A 23,578-nucleotide genomic window follows, 5' to 3' on the forward strand; every position below is an offset into this window, starting at 1 on the left:
ACTTTTATTTACTGTGAGCGTCTCTTTGCCTGCGGCAAATCAGGATTTAAAGTCTTGCGAGTACCGCTCTTGCGGCCTTAATTCCGGAAGCCCCCGCCTGTGCAAGTCCTCTTGTCGTTCCTGCGCCATCACCGATAGCGAAGAATCCAGGAAGTTTTGTCTCAAGTTCGTGGCTTAACTCTAAACGGGAAGAGTAGAATTTGACTTCTGCACCATATAAAAGAGTGTCATAGTTTGCAGTACCAGGAGCTACTTTATCAAGGGCATAGATCATCTCAATAATATCATCAAGCTGACGCTTTGGAAGTGCCAAAGATAAATCTCCAGGAACAGCAGCAGTCAGTGTAGGCTTTACGAAAGACTGGCTTAAACGATGTTCATTTGTACGGATACCCTTTACCAGGTCACCGAAACGCTGTACAAGCACGCCGCCAGCTAACATATTAGAAAGGGAAGCAATGTGCTTACCATAACGATATGGCTCATCAAATGGTTCTGTAAAACGGTTGGAAACAAGAAGGGCAAAGTTTGTATTCTCACTGCGAAGAGAAGCATCAGAGTAAGAATGACCATTTACCGTGTTAATTCCTTCTACATTTTCAGCAACAACGTGTCCGTAAGGATTCATACAGAAAGTACGGACGCTGTCACCATACTGTTTTGTACGGTAGACAAGTTTTGACTCATATACGACATCTGTGATATGTTCAAATACTCGTGCAGGAAGTTCCACACGAACACCGATATCTACCTGATTGTTAATAAGCTTAATTCCAAGATTCTTACACTGGTTTGCAAACCATTCTGCACCGCTTCGTCCAGGAGCAGCGATTAAATACTGACAACGTGCGACATCCCCTTTTTCTGTTACAAGTTCATAACCTTCTGAGCAGGTTTTAATCTCAGAAATAGCAGTATTAAAATGGAAATCCATTTTATCTTTTAAATCTTCATAAATATTTGTAAGAATCATAAGATTCTTTTCTGTACCAAGATGTTTGCACTGTGCCTGTAAAAGATGAAGGTCGAATTCAAGAGCCTTTTTTGCAAGAGCCTGTGCTTCTGGAGTTGTTGTAGAGAAATAGCTAGTAGTAGCACCGTGAGCTACATTTACATCATCTACATAATGAATCAGTTCCATAACTTCATCATGATCCATATAATCAGTAAGCCAGCCGCCAAATTCTGTAGTAAAGTTAAATTTACCGTCAGAAAATGCACCAGCACCACCAAAGCCGCACATAGTATCGCAGACTTTACAGTTGATGCACTGCTTTACCTTTTTTGCTACAATAGGGCAGCTTCTTTTATAAATATCCCTTCCCTGTTCAAAAACACCAATCTTTAAGGAAGGATTTTTTAAACTAAGTTCGTAACCGGCATAAATACCAGCTTCACCGCAGCCAATAATAATAACATCATATACCTGATTCATCAAATTACCTCCTAAATTAATGGTTTACATTTATTATAATGTAAAGAAAACCATAAAAATCCACTATGTATTATAAAGAAAAAAGAATAGAATGTCAAATGTTTTAGAAAATTAAGTGAGAGACTTCGTCATACAATTGTTAGGTGCTTTACTGAGTAAAATAATTGGATAAAATAGTAGAAAGAATTCAAAAAATATTCTTAATAAATATTAAGAAGTCAAAGTAACCTTCTACCATGTATAATGAAGATGTGGTACAATATTCTCAGGCAGATTTAAGAATTTTTAAATAAGATTCTTTTTACAGAACATGCAGAATATAAAAATGTTCCGTAATTGTGAACATTCTTTTAATTTATTGTGATGTTTGATGATTTTTCAGAGTAATTGTGCTATCATAACAAAATAAGTTTCAAGTGACTATCTTAAAGCTTTGCCAGAGCGTGTTTGAAAAATGCAAATTGGGGCGTGCAGATTGCAGGAATGATTTTTCAAACATACTCTAGGCTTTTTATAAAAGATATTAAGGAGGTTGTTATGTTTCGGAAGAAGAATGGGCAGGAATTTATGGATGAGACGAATTTAGATTCATCCACAAATGATAAGGAAGAGAAGAAAGGATTTTTCCACAGGAAAAAGAAAAAAGAAATCAATCTGTATGAGGACGATATGGGATATATCGAGGATGACAGTAATTTCGATGAAGACGAATATGATAAAGAATTAGAAGAGTTACAGGAAGAAGAGAAGCCAGAGAAGAAACGGGGATTTTTCCATCGCAAGAAGAAAGAAGAGGAAAAATCTGGTGGTACGGAGAAGCTTGAAGGTACTAAGGAAGAGGAAGAAAGTCTGTTAAGCGATGACGATGCCATTATTTTGCAGGAGCCGGAGAAGAAGAAGTTTTCCAAGAAGAAGCTGGCGCTTATCTGTGGTACGGCAGCAGTCATAGTGATCGCTGTTGTTTTTTTTGTGATTCGCAATATCGGAGGAACAAGTGAGGGCAAGGCTTATGTGGAGTCTGTTCGTGAGATTACAGGACTGGGAACTGCTGGTGGTGCGAATAACCGTTATACAGGAACTGTTGATGCAGAGAAGTCATGGAAGATTACATTACAGTCTGATTTATCTGTAGAGAAACGCTATGTTAATGTAGGGGATCAGGTAAAGAAGGGAGATAAGCTCTTTAAGTACAACACACAGGAGTTAAAGCTTTCTAAAGAAAAGAAAGAACTTGAGCAGGAGACTTTACAGAATGAGATTACACAGTTGACAAAGGATATTAAGTCTTATCAGTCTGATTTGAAGTCTGCAAGTGCCAGTGAGAAGATTCAGCTTCAGACACAGATTTTAACGGCTCAGACAACAATTAAAAAAGATCAGTATACGATTAAGTCCAATAAAGAGTCAATTAAGTTGTTAGAGAAGAACATTAAAGATGCAACAGTAAAAAGTAAGATGAATGGTCTTGTAAAGAAAGTAAATGCATCTTTAGAGACTTCCTCTTCGGATGATAGTTCGGATGACGGCTCGGATTCTGGTGATGGAAGTTCAGATGATTCCTCTTACATGACAATTCTTGCGGTAGGTAATTACCGAATTAAGGGAACTGTCAGTGAGACGAATGTATGGAGTCTTAACGAGGGAGATCCAGTTATTGTTCGTTCAAGAGTGGATAATTCCCAGACCTGGAAAGGAACAATCAGCAGCATTAAGACGGATACGACGGCAGATGATACCAGTGACAGCAGCTCTGATTATTCAGATGGCTATACAGATGATGAAAGCAGTACAGGAGAAACTGCCTCTAAGTATAACTTTTATGTGAAGTTAGATAATGATAAGGATTTGATGATGGGACAGCATGTCCTTATAGAACAGGATAATGGACAGGACGAGCAGAAAGAGGGTATGTGGCTGCCATCTGCTTACATAAAGAAAAATAATAACAAATACTATGTATGGCTCGATTCTCATAATAAGTTAAAGCTTCATGAGATTCAGGTTGGAGAGTACGATGAGAATCTTGATGAGTATGAAGTAAAGAGCGGCCTTAAAACAAGTGATTACATTGCATGTGACGACAGTACATTAAAAGAAGGCATGAAAGTTACAAAGGTAAGTCCGGAAGATAATACATCTGGTTATGGAGATGAGCAGGAGAATGATGATGCAGAGTCATTTGGTTCAGATGCATCTGAAGATACTTCAGATGTGGGAGAGGATTATTCAGATTACAGTGATAGTGCGGATACATATGACAGCTCTGATGATGGAAGTCTGAGTGACGGTGCAGATTTTGGAAGTGATAGCTCAGATTCTGGTAACAGTGGAACAAGTGATAGTGATATTGCGGACTTTGGGGAATAAGGATTCCCGTCAGGAAAGGACATATAGCATATGCTTTTGGAACTAAAACATATTTATAAGAATTATTTACAGGATAAGATTGTCATACCAGTTCTTAAAGATGTAAATATCTCTATTGATGAGGGCGAATATGTGGCAATTATGGGACCTTCTGGTTCTGGAAAGACAACACTGATGAATATTATCGGTTGCCTGGATCGTCCGACAAAGGGAGAATTTCTTTTAGAAGGGGAATCTATTGTTAATTATAACGAGAACCGCCTGTCGGATTTACGTTTGAATACTTTGGGATTTGTATTTCAGAGTTTCAATCTTCTTCCAAAACAGACATCACTTGACAACGTAGCCCTTCCGTTAAGTTATGCAGGAGTGCCGGTAAAAAAGCGAAAGGAAATTGCTTTTCAGGCATTAAAGAGAGTAGGGCTAGCAGAGCGAGTACATTTTAGACCGAGTCAGCTTTCTGGCGGACAGCAGCAGAGAGTAGCAATCGCAAGAGCTTTGGTAAATAATCCAAAGATTATTCTTGCGGATGAGCCAACAGGAGCACTGGACAGCCGTTCTGGTATTCAGGTAATGAATCTGTTCCAGCAATTGAATGAAGAGGGAGTAACGATTATTATGATTACGCATGATGCCAATATTGCGAATCATGCGAAGAAAGTACTCCATATTTTTGATGGAGAGATTGTGGAAGACAAGGAAAGAAAAGAAAAGCAGCAGGCCGAAGTTCAGAGTGAAAAAGAAGCGAAGAATGATACAGTATTTTCAGAAATCGAACAGGACTTTGGCGTAAAAGAGTGGGAAGGAGAGATCTGATTTGAAGGGAAAGAAAAAGATACTACTTGCAGTAGCGCTGGTTCTTGTGATGGCAGTGGGGATTACTTCCATTGTCGTTATAAGAAATAGAAACAAAACAGTAGTAAAAGTATTCCCGGTAAGTATGCTGAACAGTTCGGACTGGTTTGATACAGATACTTCTCTTACGGGAACTCTTACTTCAGACTACATACAGGAAGTTCATATTGATGGTGGACAGAAGGTAAAGAAAGTCTATGTAAAAAAGGGCGATAAAGTAAAGAAAGGAGATATTCTTTTAAAATATAATGTCTCTGAGAAAGAATTGGATTTGAAATTACAAAAACTTCAGATACAGTCTTCTAAAATGGAAATCGCCGAGATGGAAAAAGAGCTGAAAAAGCTTAAAAATACAAAAACAGTTGGTGCCGTAAATACGGGAAACAGTGATGTTATGAATGCCTCAGTGAATCTTTCTGCTATTAAGGGAACAAGTCTTAGTTATCTTGTGGCAGAAGCGAATGGAAATACAGAGGGTACAAGTTCTGATGTTAAAGTACAGAGTGGGAATGCTGTCTCTAAAAGTGGAAGTGGCTCAGGTTCCGAGAGTGGCTCCGGAAGTGGCTCAGGTTCCGAGAGTGGCTCCGGAAGTGGCTCAGGTTCCGAGAGTGGCTCCGGAAGTGGCTCAGGTTCCGAGAGTGGTTCCGGAAGTGGTTCGGGTTCCGAGAGTGGCTCCGGCTCTGGAGAGACAAAGTTAGTTTTACGGGATCATGTTAATAGTGAAGCAGATAAAGCTGCAACGTCCGGTGCAGGAACAAAAGAAGATGATTCACTTATTTTCACACTTACAAAAAATGGAACGATTAGTGGAGCGTTTGTCAAGAAGCTTATTTCTGAAGGAAAATATGCAGAGTTCCGCTCATATAAATCGGAAGAATCTAAGAATCCAATTGCAACATTTGAGCTTTCGCCAGACACAAAAGTTAATGTTTATGATAACGATAATTATACAGTTAATAAGTTAAACGAAGGTGGAGATTCAAGAACTTTACATAATTCGATAGAATCAGTCAGTGAAAGAGACAGTTCTAGTGGAGATGGTTCTTCTGCTGGCAATGCCTATATTTATTATCTGAACGTTAACGGAAGAGTAAAAGGTTCAGTCATTAAGTCATTACATGATTCTAAAAAGTATGCTACGTTTATTGAATTTGATGAAAACGGCAAGGAAAAGAACAGATATGAATATAATCCAGACAGAGTATTTACAGATTTAGAGGAAGATGGATTATATAAAGTGTCAGATTTCGACAACTTAACTATAAGACCTGCATACAAAGATTTAAAAGCAGATAAGTTAGAGGATGGACAAAAAGATTCCAACGGCAAATACATTTTCTATTTACAAAAAGGTGGAAAAATCAGCGGTTCTTTATTGAATGACTTGATTAAAAAGGGTATTAATGCCGAGTTTATTGAGTACGCATCAGAAAAAGATTATGACAATGAGAATACAGAGAATGCAAATACATTAGAGATTACTTCCTCCAGCAAGTTTACAGTAGAATTAGCAGATGGGACAGGATATACCATCTCTTATTTAAAGAGTAAGGTGAAGAAAGATGACCCATCGAAGCCAACTACAGAACATGAAAATCCAACAACTCCTTCTACAGACAAAAAGATTAAGTTTAAACAGAATCGTAAGAGGGTAACCGCAGGAAATGGATGTCTGCTTACCGTTGTAACAGAAGATGGAAAGAGTATTGATCAGAGTAAAGTTACATGGAAGCTTAGTGATAATATCTCAAAAGATACGACAATCACAAAAACAAAGTCAGGTGTCTGGCTGTATGTGGACGAGGGAGAGCCGTCTTCTTCTGTAACAATCACAGCACAGGTAAAGAATGTAAAAGGAATTTCAAAAGAGCAGATTTCAAGAACACTGATTGTAAAAGGTGCAGATACTGGTGATGATGGAGATGATAATAATGGAGGTGGCTCCGATGATGGTTCAGGTTCAGGCTCTGGCGATGGTATAGATGACGGAACAGATAGCAGCGGCGGAGATGATAACGGCTATACAGCCGAGGAGTTAAAAGCAGCGATTTCTGATAAGGAAGATGATATCGCACAGGCCAAAGAAGATCTTCATGATGCACAGATTAGTTATAAAGAAGCTAAGGCAGAAGTAGATAAGGCAACAGTAAAGGCAAAGCTTGCCGGAACAGTAACGACAGCGTACAGCAAGGGAACACTTCCAACGGATGGTTCAGCCGCAATCGTGGTAAAAGCTGCAGATGGAATGTATGTAAAAACATCAATCAGCGAGATGGAACTTGATAGTGTAAAGGTCGGTGGAACGATCAAATGTGTATCAAGTGATACTGGAGATGAATATACTGCAGAGGTAAAAGAAATTTCTGATTTTCCTACAGCAGACAGTAGTAATGGCGGAGATGTATCTAATCCAAACAGTTCCTATTATCCAATCGTTGCATTTATAAAAGATGCAGATGGGCTAAGTCCTGGAGGCAGTGTTGAAGTTTCTTACAGTTCGAAATCTATGGGAACGGCCAACGAAAACGCAGTATATCTTCAGAAAGCGTATATTCGAACAGAAGATAAGAAGAGTTATGTGTATCTTAGAGATAAGAAGACAAAACGCTTGAAAAAACAGTATATAACGATTGGAAAGACAATGAATGGACAATATATCGAAATTGTTTCAGGTGTTACAGAAGACGATAATATTGCCTTCCCTTATGGAAAGAATTTAAGAGAAGGAGTAAAGACAAAAATTTCGGAAGACGATAGCGAAATGATTTATTAGGAGGAAGAACAATGCTTGAAAATATAAGATTATCTTTTCAGGGTGTGTGGAGTCACAGACTACGTTCCTTCCTGACAATGTTAGGTATCATTATTGGTATCGCAGCAATTATTGCTATCGTATCAACAATCAAAGGAACAAATGAACAGATTAAGAAAAACCTGATTGGTTCAGGAACGAACACGACAACAGTGCAGCTTACAGAAGAAGGAAACTATCCGGCAGAGATGGAATATGGAATTCCAAAAGGAATCCCGGTTCTTGATGACGATATGCGCCAGCAGCTTGCAGATATTGACCATGTAAAAGATGCATCTTTATATGTATCCCGTACACAGGTTGACTACATTTACTATAATGATACATCACTTTCAGGTGGACAGCTTATCGGAGCAGATTCCCATTATCTTGGGACTTGTGGATACATTATGAAAAGAGGAAGAGGATTTACAGACAGCGATTATGAAAAGTATCGTAAAGTTGCGGTAATAGATAGTGTAGCTGCCGATTCTCTTTTTGGAGACGCCAACCCGGTAGGAAAGACAATTGATATTAAGGGAGAACCATTTATCGTTATCGGTGTTATTGAGGAATCAACAGCATTTAGTCCGGTAATTAATTCGGTGGAAGATTATTATACCTATGTATATAATGATGGAAGTGCCAGTGGTATTGTTGTAATTCCAGATGTTGACTGGAATATTGTGCAGCAGTATGATGAGCCACAGAATGCGAAGCTGCTTGCAGATTCAACAGATAATATGACATCCGTTGGAAAGGCGGCGCAGACCTTATTAAATGAGACGGTAACAAGTAAGAGTATTAAGTATCGTGCAGCCAATATGAATGAGACTGCGGAAGAAAGCCAGCAGGTAAGTGCAACAACGAATAAACAGTTAATTTGGATCGCAAGTATTTCCTTGTTAGTTGGTGGTATTGGTGTTATGAATATTATGCTGGTATCGGTAACAGAGCGTACAAGAGAAATCGGTCTTAAAAAAGCGATTGGTGCAAGAAAGAATAGAATTCTTGCCCAGTTCTTAACTGAAGCGGCGGTACTTACAAGTTTAGGTGGTATCATTGGTACGATTACAGGTATTGCCTTAGCTGAAATTATCGGAAAGATATCTAATGTTCCGATTGCTATCAGTATACCGGCCGTAATCCTTGCTATTGCCTTTTCCACAGTTATCGGAGTTGTATTTGGATTATTACCGGCAGTAAAAGCTGCAAACTTAGATCCAATCGTTGCATTACGTCATGAATAGTGCTATGATACTAAAGCTAAAAAGCAAATATCTGTAATAGAGAAATCATTTGTACGGATATACGGGCAGAGAATATGATTTTGAATATCAATGTATCCGTACATGCCAACTCTATATTTTGTAGATATATTACAAAATTACAGGAATAGAATGTAGATAAGATTAATAAAGAACGATAGGTAACAGGAGAAAAACGATGGGTAAATATTTTGGAACAGATGGTTTCCGTGGCGAAGCAAACGTAGATTTAACCGTAGAACATGCATATCAGGTTGGTCGCTTTCTTGGATGGTATTATGGAAAAGATAAAAAAGAAAAATGTAAAGTTGTTATTGGAAAGGACACACGCCGTTCAAGCTATATGTTTGAATATTCATTAGTAGCAGGTTTAACTGCTTCTGGAGCAGATGTTTATCTGTTACATGTAACAACAACCCCAAGTGTTTCTTATGTAGTAAGAACAGAAGATTTTGACTGCGGAATTATGATTTCTGCCAGCCATAATCCATACTATGATAATGGAATCAAGCTTATCAATTCAAAAGGTGAAAAGATGGATGAAGAAACCATCCTTAAAGTCGAAGATTATATTGATGGAAAGATTGAAGTCCCAATGGCAGTAAGAGACCAGATTGGATGTACGGTTGATTATTCGGCAGGAAGAAATCGTTACATCGGATATTTGATTTCTCTTGCAACACGTTCTTATAAGAACATCAAGGTTGGACTTGACTGTGCTAACGGAAGTTCCTGGATGATTGCAAAGAGCGTATTTGATGCATTAGGAGCGAAAACTTATGTAATCAATGCAGAACCAGATGGATTGAACATTAACATGAATGCTGGTTCCACACATATTGAAGTCCTTCAGAACTTCGTAAAAGAGAATCAGCTTGATGTTGGATTTGCCTTTGATGGAGATGCAGACCGTTGTATCGCTGTTGATGAGAACGGAAATGTCGTAGACGGAGACTTAATTTTATACGTTTATGGACGCTATCTCAAAGAAAAAGGTGCACTTCGCAACAACACTGTAGTAACAACAATCATGTCTAACTTCGGACTTTATAAAGCCTTTGATGAACTTGGTATTGATTACGAAAAAACACAGGTTGGTGATAAATATGTTTACGAAAACATGGTAAAGAACGGACACCGTATCGGCGGAGAACAGTCTGGGCATATCATTTTTAGTAAATATGCAACAACAGGAGATGGAATCCTCACAGCCATCAAGATGATGGAAGTTATGTTAGAGAAAAAGTCCTCTCTTGCAACACTCACATCCCCAGTACGCATTTACCCACAGGTACTTAAAAATGTCCGTGTAAAGAGCAAACCAGAGGCACAGAATGATGCTGATGTACAGGCAGCAGTAAAACAGGTTGCAGAAACACTTGGAAGTACAGGAAGAATCCTCGTACGCGAAAGTGGTACAGAACCAGTGATTCGTGTTATGGTTGAGGCTGAGACCGAGGAAGAGTGCGAAAAATATGTAGACTCTGTAATTGATGTCATCAAGGAAAAAGGACACTGTGAATAAATCCTGATTGAACAAAATCGCTGCACGTAGCTTTCGCAAGCTATCGCGCAGCGATTTTGTTCAATATGATTTTGCTAAAGAAACAAGTTCTTCTGTTGCACTGGAAGATATTGTAATGCCATTAAACTTCGAATGCCTATGATTATACAGATGTTACACAACAGTCAACAAGTATTGACCTGATTACAAATAATGTGTCTGTATCGCTAATCAATATTGCAACCCGGAATTATACTCTATACTCTTCTGGAATATCTTCCTCATCCCACACGATGACATTAAAATTCTTCTGGCATCCCATTTTAATTCCAAAGCCCAGAACGTTATCTGTAGAACGGTCTAAAGCAACTTTGATAAAATCAACTGCTTCTTTATGTTTCTCACCTACAACGTACACGTTAAAATTTTTGGAATATTCTCCGTTTAAAACAGTGAATTCTCCTTTTTTTAAATGCTCGTCACGTTCTGGAGCTAATTTCCTTTTTTCAAGTATTGTCATGATATTCTCCTCCTTAAAATCTTCACAATTAATAATTATAGCATTTATTGTGAAATCTTCAAGGAGTCTTACAGAAGAAAGTTATTTCGTAACTTCCTGTGTGGAGCCAGTCATAAGAAAGTTTTTGCAAAGATATCCTTCTCGTACACCGTAACGGGATACCCATAATTCCTTACAATTCAGACGGTCCATAATCTCTTTTACAACCATCATACCTGGAATAATTGTGTGCACACGGTCTGGGCATAATTTTAAAATATAATTGCGGGAAGTGATATCGTGTTTGGTTAAAATTTTTAAAATTTTATCAAATTCTTCTCTTGTGATAATGCGATTATTTTCCTGCTTGTTAAAATGATAGTTTACAATATTTAAAATCGCACGACAGGTACCGCCGACACAGCAAACCTTTTCTGGAGATTTTTTTGGAAAATCTACGGTATTAAGTTTCTTATTAATCTGTTTTGTGATTGCTTTCTGTTCTTTTTTCTCTGGCCATAAACCGGAAACGTTACTGTGGAAAAGATTGAGGGAACCGATAGAGACACTCTGTGAATTTTTAACCTTTCCGTTTTTTACGCGTACAAATTCAGTACTGCCACCGCCGATATCAAACATCATACCGTTCTTTAAATCGGTTGTATATAAAGCACCGTAGTAACCAAGAATACCTTCTTCGCTTCCCTCGATTACATCAACGGAGAGACCGGTTCTTCTTTTGATTGTTTCAAGAGCCTTCTCTGTATTTTTGATATTACGGAGAGATGCGGTAGCGAATACATGCATATCTTTTACGCCGAGCTGCTGCAGAAGAATCTTGAAATCAAGCAGTACAGCACAAGCCTGATTGATACCATCGTTAGACATGATTCCGTGAGAAACATATCCGGCAAGTCCTGCCATATATTTCTTAGAAAATAAAGTTTCAAATCCGCCATTCTCCAGGGTATTATAAAGGGAAAGACGAATTGTATTAGATCCTAAATCGACAATAGCACATTTCATAAGTAAAACCTCCTGAAAAAATAATATATTCCGAAAAAGTCAGTATTATTACTATAATAACAAGTATTGGTAAAAAAAGAAAGAAATATAAGTCAAATTTTTGTAAAAAAATGTGTGAAAAAGAGGTTGAAATGCGATTGGAAATGTGATAAGATAAATGTAAGAATTTTACAAATAAGAGAAGGAGATTGATTATGGCAAGTCAATGTGATTTATGTGCATATTATTGGATCGATGAGGAAGATGGAACAGGGGAATGTCAGGTGAATTTGGATGAGGATGATCTGGCAAGGATGTTGTCCGGCTCATCAGATAGCTGTCCGTATTTCCAGATGGACGATGAATATAAGATAGTACGTAAGCAGATGTAGAAGTAGAGGATAAGGGGGATGCACCGTGACAGTGTGTACCGGCGGGTTTCATTTAGATGGAATAGTAAAAGAACAGATAAAAGAAGTAATGGAAGTGGCTGAGCAGATGTCAGAAGAAGTATTACAGGAATTAGAAAAAAGTTTTTGTAATACTATATAAACTGATTTCTATCTTTATCATATTCAAATCCTGCAGAAGATAATTTTTCCTTTAGTTCTTCCTCACTGAGGCCCATATCTTCACATAATACTTCTAATGAAGAATAGAAGTCTCTTAATTTTGTGTTAATAACGCTGTAAAGCATAATTGGATCTTGTGGTAATTGTCCCATTTTTATGTCCTTTCCTAAATTCAAGAATGACTCGGCATTCTTGTTGAGAGATGCGAGTCATCTCACATCTGATATAATGATTTAAGAATTCTTCTTAACAATATAATTGAATAATTATAAAAATGCAAAAAAAGAGATGCCCCGTATGCTATATAAAAAATAAATACCAAAGAACCAGCAGAGGAGGGCATCTCTTTAAAATTAGAATTACATTATCTAACTTATGTCTAAATTGTATCTGAAATTGCAGAAAAAAGCAAGGGAAAAAAGAAAGAAAAATGCACTATTTTTAGTACATTCATTTTCTTTTTGTAAATTTTGGAAGAGAGGGAGTCATAATATCATTTTTAATAATTATGCATTTTATTATTTTTATAATTTGGAGTAGGAACCTTTAGAGCGTGTTTGAAAAATCATTTCAGCAATATGCATGCCCCAACTTGCGGTATATTTTGTTTTCATTCAGTTGACGTAGTCAGCTACGCCGCTCTCATTCAGGAAAAATATTCCATAAATTGTAACGTACATCTTACAGAAAGCATTTTTCAAACCAACTCTAGCGTTTATAAGCTGGGGAGTTCGCAATTTAATTTCTGGACTTCATTTTTAATTTGTAGTATTCTAATAAATAGAACATTTTATTGGAGGTAATATTTATGAATAAAGTATGGAAGTTTCATAATGATGTGGATACTGACCAGATTATTGCTTCTCAGTACCTGCTTTTACCAGATATTGAAGCAATGAAACAATACACTTTTGAGTCTTTAGATCCTGATTTTGCAAAGAAAGCTCAGCCAGGAGATTTGATTGTTGCCGGTGAGAACTTTGGCTGTGGTTCTTCAAGAGAGCAGGCACCAAGTGTTTTAAAAGCACTTGGAATTAAGGCAGTTATTGCGAAGTCTTTTGCCAGAATTTTTTATCGTAATTCGATTAACATCGGACTTCCTGTTATTGTATGCAAAGATTTATATGAACATGTGGAAGATGGTGGACAGGCAGATCTTGATTTATCTGCTGGTACAGTTACCGTTGATGGGCAGGTATTTTCCTGTACAAAACTTCCGGAATATATGCAGAATATTCTGAATGCCGGAGGGTTAATTGCATCTTTAAATAAGGAGGAAGCGTAAATCATGGGAATGACTTTAGGAGAAAAGATTATCGCCCGCGCTGCCGGTGTTGATTTTGTAAAACCAAACGATATACATACTGTTACACTTGATCGTATGATGAGTAATGATGGTACAACACATCTGACTGTTGATATGTACCATAATAAATTGAAAAATCCAAAGATTGCAGATAAAGATAAGGTTGTTTTCATTATGGATCATAACGTTCCTGCTGAGAATCCCAAAACTGCAGAAGCGCATAAGAAGATGCGTGATTTTGCAATTGAGAATGATATTAAGCTGTACGAGGGACAGGGAGTATGCCATCAGATTATGATGGAAGATTATGTTTGCCCAGGTGAGCTTATTTTCGGTGCGGATTCCCACACTACATCTTATGGTGCATTAGGTGCATTTGGTACAGGGGTTGGATGTACAGACTTTTTGTATGCGATGACAACAGGTACTTCCTGGGTTATGGTTCCAGAAACAATTCGTTTTAACTTACATGGCAAGTTAAGAGAGGGTGTTTATCCAAGAGATTTAATCCTTACCATTATCGGAGATATCGGAGCGAATGGAGCCAATTATAAGATTATGGAATTTGCAGGAGACGGAGCGCATAATCTTTCTGTTGATGACCGTATGGTTCTTTGTAATCTTACTGTAGAGGCAGGAGCAAAGGCTGGTATTGTTGAACCGGATGAAAAGGTTGTAGAATATTGTAAAGCACATGGCCGAGAAGCAGTACATATGTTTAAGAGTGATGAAGACGCACATTTCTGTGAAGTATATGATTATGATTTAAGTAAGATTGAGCCTGTAGTCGTACGTCCGGATTTTGTAGATAACTTTGCACTTCTTAAAGATGTAAAAAAAGAGAAAATTGCGATTGATGAGGCATTCTTAGGCTCTTGTAATAATGGACGTATTGATGACTTACGCGTAGCGGCTGAAATTGTAAAAGGAAAGCAGGTTGATCCTAAGGTTCGTTTTATTGTAGCTCCTGCTTCAAAAGCAGTCTATATTCAGGCATTAGAAGAAGGAATCATTACAACATTAATGGAAGCTGGTGCAATGGTTATGAACTGCAACTGTTCCGTATGCTGGGGAAGCTGCCAGGGCGTTATCGGTGAGAATGAAGTGCTTATTTCCACAGGTACAAGAAACTTTAAGGGACGTGCAGGTGCACCAAGCTCTAAAGTTTATCTGGCAAGTGCAGCAACCGTAGCTGCATCCGCTCTCGCAGGCTATATTACAGGACCAGAAGATTAGAAATTAAAGATTCCTACGAATTTATAATAATTATGTTACATCGTCTATGTAGTACATAAGTACGGTGCATGCCTATTATAACTATCGATATAAGATTATATATAGTGTTTATGTAACAGAAAGAGGTATTATTATGGAACAATTTACCGGAAAGGTATGGGTGCTCGGTGATGATATTGATACCGATATCATTATTCCTACAGAATATCTGGCACTTCCTACCGTTGAAGATATGAAGCAGTATGGATTTTCTCCATTAAGACCGGAACTTGCAAGTCAGATTCAGGAAGGTGACATTATTGTTGCCGGCAAGAACTTTGGTTGTGGTTCTTCCAGAGAACAGGCACCGGAAATTATTAAGGCATTAAAGGTAAAGTGTGTTATTGCGAAGTCCTATGCCCGTATTTTCTTCCGAAACTCTATCAATAATGGACTTTTACTTATTGAGAATAGTGATATTCAGGATGTAATCAAAGAAGGAGACAGTCTCACAGTAAATATGGGAGAGTCTTTAGAATTTGATGGAAAGACATATCCGATTCATCCGCTGCCAGATAATCTGATGGATATTATCAATGCAGGTGGTCTTGTAAAAGCAATGCAGAAACGTAACGGAATTATTTAGGAGGCAGTCATGGGAAGTACATTAATTGAAAAAATTATCGAAAAAAATACTGGCCTTTCTAAAGTAACTCCAGGTCAGATTGTTACTGTAAATGTTGACAGAGTAATGATTCATGATATTTTCATTCCTTTTGTCGCAGATAAATTTGAAGAGATGGGATTTACAAAACTCTGGGATCCAGATAAGGTTGTTTTAATTTATGACCATCTTGTACCTACAAGTGCAGTAGAGGATGTTCGTCATTTTAAAATTGGTGATGCCTTTGCAGATAAATATGGTTTAACACATGTACATAGACGTGACGGTATCTGTCATCAGCTTATGACAGAAGCTGGTTATGCAAAGCCAGGTAATATTGTTTTTGGTACAGATTCTCATACAACAACTTATGGTTGTGTTGGCTGTTTTTCTTCTGGTATTGGTTATACAGAGATGGCATCTATTCTTGGAACAGGAGAGATGTGGATTCGTGTACCAGAAACAATTAAAGTAGTGATTAATGGAACTCTTCCGGCCAATGTTACAGCAAAAGATGTTATTTTACGTCTGATCGGTGACCTTCGTGCTGATGGAGCTACTTATAAGGCACTTGAAATTACAGGTTCTGCAGTAGATGCAATGAGCGTTGCATCCAGAATGACTATTTCCAATATGGCCATTGAAGCTGGGGCGAAGTGCTGTCTCTTCCGTCCAGATGAGAAAACCTGTGAGTATTCAGAAGTGAATCTCGAAGATGTAGATTGGCTTTATGGAGATGAAGATGCATCTTACTGCCGTGTGATGACTTATCAGGCAGAAGAACTTGTGCCGGTCTGTGCCTGTCCATCTCAGGTAGATAATATTCATCCTGTAAGTGAACTTGTCGGAACGGAGATTGATCAGGTATTTATCGGTTCTTGTACCAATGGCCGTTTAGAAGACTTAGCAAGAGCAGCTAAGATTCTAGAGGGAAAAACAGTAGCTTGCCGTACAATCGTAACACCTGCAAGCCGTAAGATTTATATTGAGGCAGTAAAAGCAGGTTATATGGAAACATTAGCGAAAGCCGGAGCAATTATCACACAGCCAGGCTGCGGACTGTGCTGTGGACGTTCTGGCGGAATCCTTTGTGATGGAGAAAAGGTACTCGCTACGAATAACCGTAACTTCTTAGGACGTATGGGAACATCTAAAGTAGGCATTTATTTAGGATCCCCTGCGACAGCAGCTACTTCTGCAATTTATGGGAAAATTACAATACCGGAATAGATTCTGATTGCCGCAGGCAATGGAGACGAACTCGAGGAGATAAATTAAAGCATATTTGTGACTTTAGTCGCGGCGGTTTGAATATTCGCTTAGGCGCTTGCATCCAAACCTTGCTTCGAGGCCGCAAATATGCTTTATTTATCTCCCTGAGTTCTATTCTTTTGCCTGCGGCAAATTAGGATTTAATATGATTTGACAAATTTCTTATCATGTTATATAATGAACCAGAACAAATGTTTGAAAAAGAGAATTTTCTTGCATCTATTTAGAGATTGCTGTAAGATATTATGTTGGAATGTCCGCTGGACATTCCAAAGTCGTTTAAGGATAAGTATGATTATCAGGAGAAGATAGTAATGGAGAATATAACAATTAAAGATATCGTAGAAGCTTGCAGTGGACAGCTTTTATGTGGAGATGAGAATAAAGTAATTAAGGAGTTTTCAATTGATTCCCGTTCTGGAAGTGAAGATAGCATCTTTGTTCCGATTATCGGAGAGAGAGTAGATGCGCACAAGTTTATTGATGGTGCTCTTAAGATTAACGGTGCGACTTTTACATCAGAACATGACGAACCGTTAGAGGGTTTTGAGAATAAGCCATGGATTAAGGTTGCAGATACAGTGGAAGCGATGCAGAAGGTAGGGACTTTCTACAGAAATCGTATGAATCTTCCTGTTGTTGCAGTTACAGGAAGTGTTGGTAAGACAACAACAAGAGAGATGATCAGTACGGTATTGGCTTCTCAGAAGAAGGTTTTTCAGACAATTGGAAACCAGAACAGCCAGATTGGTGTTCCTTTAACACTTTCTCATTTGACCAGAGAGGATGAAATTGCTGTTCTTGAAATCGGCATGAGTGAGAGAGGACAGATTGAGAAGCTTACGAATATGATTCGCCCGAATGTAGCCGTTGTTACAATGATTGGTGTAAGCCATATCGCACAGTTAAAGACGCAGGAGAATATCTGTCTTGAGAAGATGGATATTGTGAAGGGACTTCCAGAAGATGGTATGGTATTCCTTAATGGGGATGACAAGTTTCTTGCACCATATCGCGGTAAGTTATCTCATAAGACATTTTTCTATGGAATGGATAAAGCCTGTGATTACAGAGCAGAGAATGTGCATGTAAAAGACGGACAGACCATTTTTCATTTCTTCTATAAAGAAGGGAAAGTAGTAAAAGATATGGAAGTTGTTCTCGGAACAATGGGCGAACATAACGTGCGTAATGCATTAGTTGCTCTTGGAGTTGCTCATCAGATGGGACTTGATATGAAAGCGGCTGCGAAAGCGCTTGTTACTTTCCACGGACAGCGTCAGCAGATGCATACCTTAAAGAGCTGCACATTAATTGATGATACATATAATGCAAGCCCGGATTCTATGAAGGCAAGTGTTTCCGTTCTTTCCTCTATGGAAGGTGTGAAAGGAAGAAGAATCGCAGCGTTGGCAGATATGCTTGAACTTGGAGAAAAAGAGAGAGAATATCACTATGAAGTAGGTAAGTTTATTGCAGGAACACAGGTGGATGAGGTCGCTGCTTATGGTGAACTTTCCGAAGAGATTTTAAAAGGTGTTGAAGATAATAACGAAAGAATCGTTGTGAAGCATTTTGAGTCAAGAGATGCGTTAAAGGATTACCTTTTGACTTATGTACATCCAGATGATGTCCTTTTATTAAAAGCATCGAACGGAATGAAGTTAAAGGAGATTGCAGAAGCTTTTTTACAGAATGAGAAGAAGGTATTAAAATGAAGATATATTTAATGAGACACGGAGAGACAAAGTGGAATAAGAGAAGTAAGCTTCAGGGACAGGTGGATATTCCCCTGGCTCCGAAGGGAATCGAGCAGGCAGAGATGACCTCAGAAGGAATGAAGGATATTCCCTTTGACCATATCTTTTCAAGTCCGTTAAAGAGGGCTTACAAGACAGCACAGGTTGTTCGAAGAGACCGCCCGATAGAGATTGTCCGTGATGACCGTTTAAAAGAGATGAGTTTTGGAACGTCAGAAGGAAAGATCATCGGGAAAATAATGGCGAATCCGGCAATGGTTCGTTATCAGAGATTCCGTCTTGATCCGGCACATTTCCGTCCTGCAAAGTATGGAGAGTATTTTCAGGATGTATTAAAGAGAACAGATGAATTTTTCCAGGAAGAGATTGTTCCTCTAGAGGGAAAGGCAGAGAATATTCTTATTGTGGCACATGGCTGCGTAGTAAGAAGTTTTATCCTTAATTTTACAAAGCGCCCTCTCAGCGAGTTCTGGAAGACGCCTTTTGGAAGAAATTGCTCTTCTGCAGCATTTGAATATAAAAATGGTGAAATAAATATGATTTATGAGAATAAATTATATTATGATGTAGATTGTCCTGACTGGCAGCAACAGATACCTGTTTATAAAAAGGGACGGACAAGATAGTTTAGAAAAGAAGCGATTATAAGTAAATTTGCGAGGTATTTATGGAACAGCAGACAACATATAATGCGAATAGTATTGCGGTTCTGGAGGGACTTGAAGCGGTAAGAAAGCGTCCGGGAATGTATATCGGAAGTGTTTCTACCAGAGGTCTGAATCATCTGATCTACGAGATTGTAGATAATGCAGTAGATGAGCATTTAGCAGGATATTGCAGTAATATTCAGGTGATTCTTGATGAAGACGGAACAGCGACGATTCAGGATAATGGACGAGGTATCCCTACGGGAATTAACAGTAAGACAGGCATTCCGGCGGTGGAGATGGTATTTACCATGCTTCATGCCGGAGGCAAGTTTGGTACAGGCGGGTATAAGATTTCAGGAGGACTTCATGGTGTAGGTGCTTCTGTTGTTAATGCACTTTCTGTATGGTTAGAAGTTAAGGTACGTTCTGAGGGTAAGGTATACCAGCAGATGTACGAGAAAGGCAAAGCAGTTGCCCCGTTAGAAGTAATCGGTACCTGTAGAAAAGGTGATACAGGAACAACTGTTACTTTTTTACCAGATGGAGAAATATTTGATAAGACATACTTTAAGGCGGAATCCATTAAGAGCAGATTACATGAGACTGCTTATCTGAATCCGGGATTATCTATTACCTTTGAGAATAGAAGACCGGGAGAAGAGGAAACCGTCCTTTTTCATGAAGAAGAAGGCCTAAAGGCGTATGTCAGAGATTTAAATAAAGGCAAGCCTGCAGTTGGCGAGATTGTTTATTTTAAGAAAAAAGTAGACGATATCGAGGTAGAGGCTGCATTCCAGTATGTAGATGAATTCCAGGAGACAATTATGGGATTCTGCAACAATATCTGCACAATGGAAGGCGGAACCCACATTACTGGCTTTAAGACAAAGTTTACTTCTGTTATGAACCAGTATGCCAGAGAACTTGGCATTTTAAAAGAAAAAGATAAGAACTTTACCGGAGCAGATGTGCGTAACGGGATGACAGCAGTTCTTTCTATTAAGCATAAAGACCCAAGATTTGAGGGACAGACAAAGACAAAACTTGATAATCCAGATGCAGGTAAGGCTGTCAGTGAAGTGCTCGGTGAAGAACTTCCTTTATATTATGACAGAAACCTTGAAGAATTAAAGAAGGTCATTGCCTGTGCAGAGAAGTCTGCCAAGATTCGAAAGGCAGAAGAGAGAGCGAGAACGAATCTCATTTCCAAGTCTAAGTTCTCCATTGATACGAATGGAAAGTTAGCAAACTGTGAGAGTCGTAATCCAGAAGAATGTGAGGTCTTTATCGTGGAGGGAGATTCCGCGGGTGGTTCTGCAAAGACGGCAAGAAACCGCCGTACACAGGCTATCCTTCCAATTCGTGGAAAGATTCTTAACGTAGAGAAGGCTTCTATGGATAAAGTCCTTGCAAATGCAGAGATTAAGACGATGATTCATACTTTTGGCTGTGGATTTTCAGAAGGTTACGGCAACGATTTTGACATTTCCAAGTTAAAATATAATAAAATCGTAATCATGACGGATGCCGATGTCGATGGAGCCCATATTGCAACATTGTTGCTGACATTTTTCTATCGCTTTATGCCAGATCTCATTCATCAGGGACACGTTTACCTGGCAACACCACCGCTTTATAAAGCGATTCCTAAGCGAGGCAAGGAAGAATATCTTTATGATGACAGAGCGTTGGAGAACTATCGTAAGAACCATAAGAGTAACTTTACTTTACAGCGATTTAAAGGTCTTGGTGAGATGGATGCCGAGCAGCTTTGGGAGACAACACTGAATCCAGAAACCCGTATTTTAAAGCAGGTCGAGATTGAAGATGGAAGATTGGCTTCAGAAGTGACTTCTATGCTGATGGGAAGCGAAGTTCCACCAAGAAGAGCATTTATTCATGCACACGCGCAGGATGCGGATTTAGATTTATAAAATAGGAATAATAATTTTAGAAAATTATGAATAGATGTAACCGGAAAAGAGTGATTATTATATAGCTTTTTAAAATATATTTATTGAAAATGTATAATAAACCTGAATAGTTACAAACAGATTGAGAAACGGAGAAAGAAATGTCTGAGCAGATTATAAAAACAGAGTTTTCTGACGTAATGCAGAAGTCTTATATTGATTATGCGATGAGCGTTATCTGTCAGCGGGCGTTACCAGATGTGCGGGATGGTTTAAAACCAGTACAGCGAAGAGTACTGTATGCGATGCAGGAGTTAGGTCTTTCAGCAGACAAGCCACATCGTAAATCTGCCCGTATTGTGGGAGATACAATGGGTAAATATCACCCGCACGGTGACAGTTCGATTTATGAAGCGTTAGTCGTAATGGAACAGGATTTTAAAAAGGGAATGCCTTTAGTTGATGGACATGGTAACTTTGGCTCTATCGAGGGAGATGGAGCGGCGGCCATGCGTTATACGGAGGCAAAGCTTCAGAAGTTCACACAGGATGTCTATCTTGCAGATATGGATAAGAATGTTGTTGACTTTCAGCCAAACTTTGATGAGACAGAAAAAGAGCCTGTTGTTCTTCCAGTTCGTATTCCGAACCTTTTGATTAACGGCGCAGAAGGAATTGCGGTAGGTATGACTACAAGTATTCCTCCACACAACCTTTCTGAAGTTGTGGATGGGGTAAAAGCTTACATGGATAATCCAGAAATTACAACAGAAGAGTTGATGGAATATGTGAAAGGGCCGGATTTCCCAACAGGAGGAATCGTAGTAAACCAGAAAGAATTAAAGAATATTTATGAGACTGGAAGCGGGAAAATGAAGCTTCGTGGAAAGGTCCATTTTGAAAAAGCAAAGAAGCGCTCCGAGAGGGATAAGCTTGTCATTACAGAGATTCCATATACAATGATTGGAGCTAATATCAGCAAGTTTATTTCCGATGTTGTCAGTTTAATTGAGAATAAAACAACAAGTGATATCATTGATGTTTCTAATGAATCCTCTAAAGAGGGAATCCGTATCGTATTAGAGCTTCGCAGAAATGCAGATGCAGAGCGTTTAGAAAACCTTCTCTACAAGAAGACGAGACTAGAGGATACTTTTGGAGTAAATATGCTTGCCATCGCTAATGGTAAGCCGGAACTTTTAAGTTTAAAGGATATAATCAGCCACCACACAAAGTTCCATTATGAAGTACTTACGAGAAAGTATGAGACTCTTCTTAAAAAAGAATTAGAACAAAAGGAAATTAAAGAAGGTCTGATTAAAGCCTGTGATATTATTGACTTGATTATCGAGATTCTTCGTGGAAGTAAAAGTTTAAAAGATGCCAAATCCTGCCTGATTAATGGTGATACAGAAAATATCACTTTTAAAACACAGAAATCGAAAAAAGAAGCATCCAAACTTTGTTTCACGGAAAAGCAGGCATCCGCCATTCTTGAAATGCGCCTGTACCGCCTCATCGGACTTGAAATCATGGCATTACAGGAAGAGTATGCGGAAATTCTTAAAAAGATAGACAAATATCAGGATATTTTAGAGCATCCAGCCTCCATGAAGCGTGTCATGAAAAAGGATTTGGAAAAAATTAAAAAGAACTACGGCTTTGACAGAAAGACAGAGCTTACAAACGCAAAAGCAGCTGTTGTAAAAGCGCTGCCAATCGAAGAAAAAGAAGTTGTATTTGTTATGGATCGTTTCGGTTACTCCAAGATTCTTGATAAAAACACTTATGAGAGAAATGAAGAAACTGTATTAAAGGAATACCGTCATATCGTACACTGTATGAATACTGATAAGATCTGTGTATTCACCGATACTGGTGTGATGCATCAGATAAAAGTACAGGATATTCCGTCAGGACGGCTCCGAGATAAGGGAACTCCTCTTGATAATATCGGAAACTATGATAGCCGGAATGAACAGATTCTTCTCATCGTTCCAGATAGAACATTAAAAGAAGCCTCCCTTCTCTTTGTAACAGCCTCATCTATGATAAAGCTTGTTGATGGAGCAGAATTTATCGTACAAAAGAAAACAGTAGCTTCCACTAAACTCGCAGAAGGCGATATCCTGGCAGCAGTACGCCTCGTTGCCGCGAAAGAAGGCAGCATAAATGCGCAGATTATCATGCAGAGTGAAGAAGGATACTTCCTACGTTTTCCATTAGAAGAAGTCACAAGAAAGAAAAAGGGAGCCATCGGTATCCGTGGCATGAAACTTCAGGAAGATGATCATATAAAACATGTATATCTTACCGGAGTGGAAAACGAAGACAACCCATCGATTATTTATAAAGAAAAAGAGTTGGTATTCAGTAAAATACGACTCATGGGAAGAGATGGAAAGGGAGTAAAAGTAAGAAGATAAATCCTGATTTGCGCAGCAAAGGAGACGCTTCCAAAGAGAGCCGATACCCTGTATTTGTGACTTTAGTCGCTGCAGG

The 23,578-nt window shown here is 38.6% G+C and carries 19 protein-coding genes and 2 pseudogenes; 17 read left to right on the forward strand and 4 right to left on the reverse strand.

Annotated elements, in window-relative coordinates:
- Nucleotides 1–46 precede the first annotated feature (46 nt).
- On the reverse strand, nt 47–1,435 hold the full coding sequence (locus EUBHAL_RS13510; RefSeq protein ID WP_005351175.1) for an NAD(P)/FAD-dependent oxidoreductase: 1,389 nt from the start codon (nt 1,433–1,435) through the stop codon (nt 47–49).
- A gap of 447 nt (nt 1,436–1,882) precedes the next feature.
- Between EUBHAL_RS13510 and EUBHAL_RS17350 the strand changes: the two are divergent.
- The 6 genes and pseudogenes from EUBHAL_RS17350 to glmM form a co-directional block, all read left to right on the forward strand.
- Nucleotides 1,883–1,951 (forward strand): annotated as a pseudogene (locus EUBHAL_RS17350) (DUF6783 domain-containing protein); the annotation flags it as partial.
- Nucleotides 1,952–1,972: 21 nt separating this feature from the next.
- Nucleotides 1,973–3,802 (forward strand): efflux RND transporter periplasmic adaptor subunit, encoded by a 1,830-nt coding sequence (locus tag EUBHAL_RS13515; RefSeq protein ID WP_022170644.1) that lies wholly within the window; start codon nt 1,973–1,975, stop codon nt 3,800–3,802.
- Nucleotides 3,803–3,832: 30 nt separating this feature from the next.
- Nucleotides 3,833–4,501, forward strand: a pseudogene (locus EUBHAL_RS13520) (ABC transporter ATP-binding protein); the annotation flags it as partial.
- A 118-nt stretch (nt 4,502–4,619) separates the two neighbouring features.
- Nucleotides 4,620–7,430, forward strand: a complete 2,811-nt coding sequence (locus EUBHAL_RS16050; protein WP_005351191.1) for an efflux RND transporter periplasmic adaptor subunit — start codon at nt 4,620–4,622, stop codon at nt 7,428–7,430.
- A gap of 11 nt (nt 7,431–7,441) precedes the next feature.
- The gene (locus tag EUBHAL_RS13530; protein WP_005351192.1) at nt 7,442–8,698 is read left to right on the forward strand and encodes an ABC transporter permease; all 1,257 of its coding nucleotides are present in this window, start codon (nt 7,442–7,444) and stop codon (nt 8,696–8,698) included.
- A gap of 196 nt (nt 8,699–8,894) precedes the next feature.
- A complete protein-coding gene (glmM, locus tag EUBHAL_RS13535) occupies nt 8,895–10,241 on the forward strand; it encodes a phosphoglucosamine mutase (protein WP_005351193.1) in 1,347 nt (448 codons plus the stop codon).
- A 229-nt stretch (nt 10,242–10,470) separates the two neighbouring features.
- On the opposite strand, the gene EUBHAL_RS13540 is transcribed toward glmM, so the two are convergent.
- Both EUBHAL_RS13540 and EUBHAL_RS13545 read right to left on the reverse strand, forming a co-directional pair.
- Nucleotides 10,471–10,740: a hypothetical protein gene (locus EUBHAL_RS13540; RefSeq protein ID WP_005351194.1), complete on the reverse strand. Its 270-nt coding sequence runs from the start codon at nt 10,738–10,740 to the stop codon at nt 10,471–10,473.
- A gap of 81 nt (nt 10,741–10,821) precedes the next feature.
- Nucleotides 10,822–11,745 (reverse strand): Ppx/GppA phosphatase family protein, encoded by a 924-nt coding sequence (locus EUBHAL_RS13545; protein WP_005351195.1) that lies wholly within the window; start codon nt 11,743–11,745, stop codon nt 10,822–10,824.
- A 194-nt stretch (nt 11,746–11,939) separates the two neighbouring features.
- Here EUBHAL_RS13545 and EUBHAL_RS15985 point away from each other — a divergent pair, with 194 nt between their 5' ends.
- On the forward strand, nt 11,940–12,116 hold the full coding sequence (locus tag EUBHAL_RS15985; RefSeq protein WP_005351214.1) for a DUF6472 family protein: 177 nt from the start codon (nt 11,940–11,942) through the stop codon (nt 12,114–12,116).
- A 25-nt stretch (nt 12,117–12,141) separates the two neighbouring features.
- Nucleotides 12,142–12,276 carry a prenylated flavin chaperone LpdD gene (lpdD, locus tag EUBHAL_RS16395; protein WP_005351217.1) on the forward strand — a complete coding sequence of 45 codons (135 nt, stop codon included), beginning with the start codon at nt 12,142–12,144 and terminating at the stop codon, nt 12,274–12,276.
- Here the strand turns inward: lpdD and EUBHAL_RS13550 are convergent.
- The gene (locus tag EUBHAL_RS13550) at nt 12,269–12,448 is read right to left on the reverse strand and encodes a DUF4250 domain-containing protein (protein WP_005351220.1); all 180 of its coding nucleotides are present in this window, start codon (nt 12,446–12,448) and stop codon (nt 12,269–12,271) included. The two genes, lpdD and EUBHAL_RS13550, sit on opposite strands and share 8 nt — an antisense overlap.
- Nucleotides 12,449–12,853: 405 nt before the next feature.
- Here EUBHAL_RS13550 and EUBHAL_RS17040 point away from each other — a divergent pair, with 405 nt between their 5' ends.
- The 9 genes from EUBHAL_RS17040 to EUBHAL_RS13590 all read left to right on the forward strand — a co-directional run bounded on the left by EUBHAL_RS17040 (nt 12,854) and on the right by EUBHAL_RS13590 (nt 23,502).
- Nucleotides 12,854–13,099: a DUF6783 domain-containing protein gene (locus EUBHAL_RS17040; protein WP_081452313.1), complete on the forward strand. Its 246-nt coding sequence runs from the start codon at nt 12,854–12,856 to the stop codon at nt 13,097–13,099.
- Nucleotides 13,100–13,104: 5 nt separating this feature from the next.
- Nucleotides 13,105–13,581, forward strand: coding sequence for a 3-isopropylmalate dehydratase small subunit (locus EUBHAL_RS13555; protein ID WP_005351226.1), 477 nt, complete (start codon nt 13,105–13,107; stop codon nt 13,579–13,581).
- Nucleotides 13,582–13,584: 3 nt separating this feature from the next.
- Nucleotides 13,585–14,838, forward strand: coding sequence for a 3-isopropylmalate dehydratase large subunit (locus EUBHAL_RS13560; RefSeq protein WP_005351228.1), 1,254 nt, complete (start codon nt 13,585–13,587; stop codon nt 14,836–14,838).
- 133 nt (nt 14,839–14,971) lie between these two features.
- Complete coding sequence (locus EUBHAL_RS13565) at nt 14,972–15,463, forward strand: LeuD/DmdB family oxidoreductase small subunit (RefSeq protein ID WP_005351234.1); 492 nt, start codon at nt 14,972–14,974, stop codon at nt 15,461–15,463.
- Between the two features lie 9 nt (nt 15,464–15,472).
- Nucleotides 15,473–16,711, forward strand: coding sequence for a 3-isopropylmalate dehydratase large subunit (locus tag EUBHAL_RS13570; RefSeq protein ID WP_005351237.1), 1,239 nt, complete (start codon nt 15,473–15,475; stop codon nt 16,709–16,711).
- 356 nt (nt 16,712–17,067) lie between these two features.
- Nucleotides 17,068–18,471 (forward strand): UDP-N-acetylmuramoyl-tripeptide--D-alanyl-D-alanine ligase, encoded by a 1,404-nt coding sequence (locus EUBHAL_RS13575; protein WP_044923656.1) that lies wholly within the window; start codon nt 17,068–17,070, stop codon nt 18,469–18,471.
- Nucleotides 18,468–19,139, forward strand: a complete 672-nt coding sequence (locus EUBHAL_RS13580; RefSeq protein ID WP_005351243.1) for a histidine phosphatase family protein — start codon at nt 18,468–18,470, stop codon at nt 19,137–19,139. Before EUBHAL_RS13575 ends, EUBHAL_RS13580 begins: the two co-directional genes overlap by 4 nt.
- Before the next feature lie 41 nt (nt 19,140–19,180).
- Nucleotides 19,181–21,097 (forward strand): DNA gyrase/topoisomerase IV subunit B, encoded by a 1,917-nt coding sequence (locus tag EUBHAL_RS13585; protein WP_005351245.1) that lies wholly within the window; start codon nt 19,181–19,183, stop codon nt 21,095–21,097.
- Nucleotides 21,098–21,237: 140 nt separating this feature from the next.
- A complete protein-coding gene (locus EUBHAL_RS13590) occupies nt 21,238–23,502 on the forward strand; it encodes a DNA gyrase/topoisomerase IV subunit A (protein WP_005351247.1) in 2,265 nt (754 codons plus the stop codon).
- Nucleotides 23,503–23,578 lie beyond the last annotated feature (76 nt).

This window comes from Anaerobutyricum hallii DSM 3353 (genome assembly GCF_000173975.1).
GTDB lineage: Bacteria > Bacillota > Clostridia > Lachnospirales > Lachnospiraceae > Anaerobutyricum > Anaerobutyricum hallii.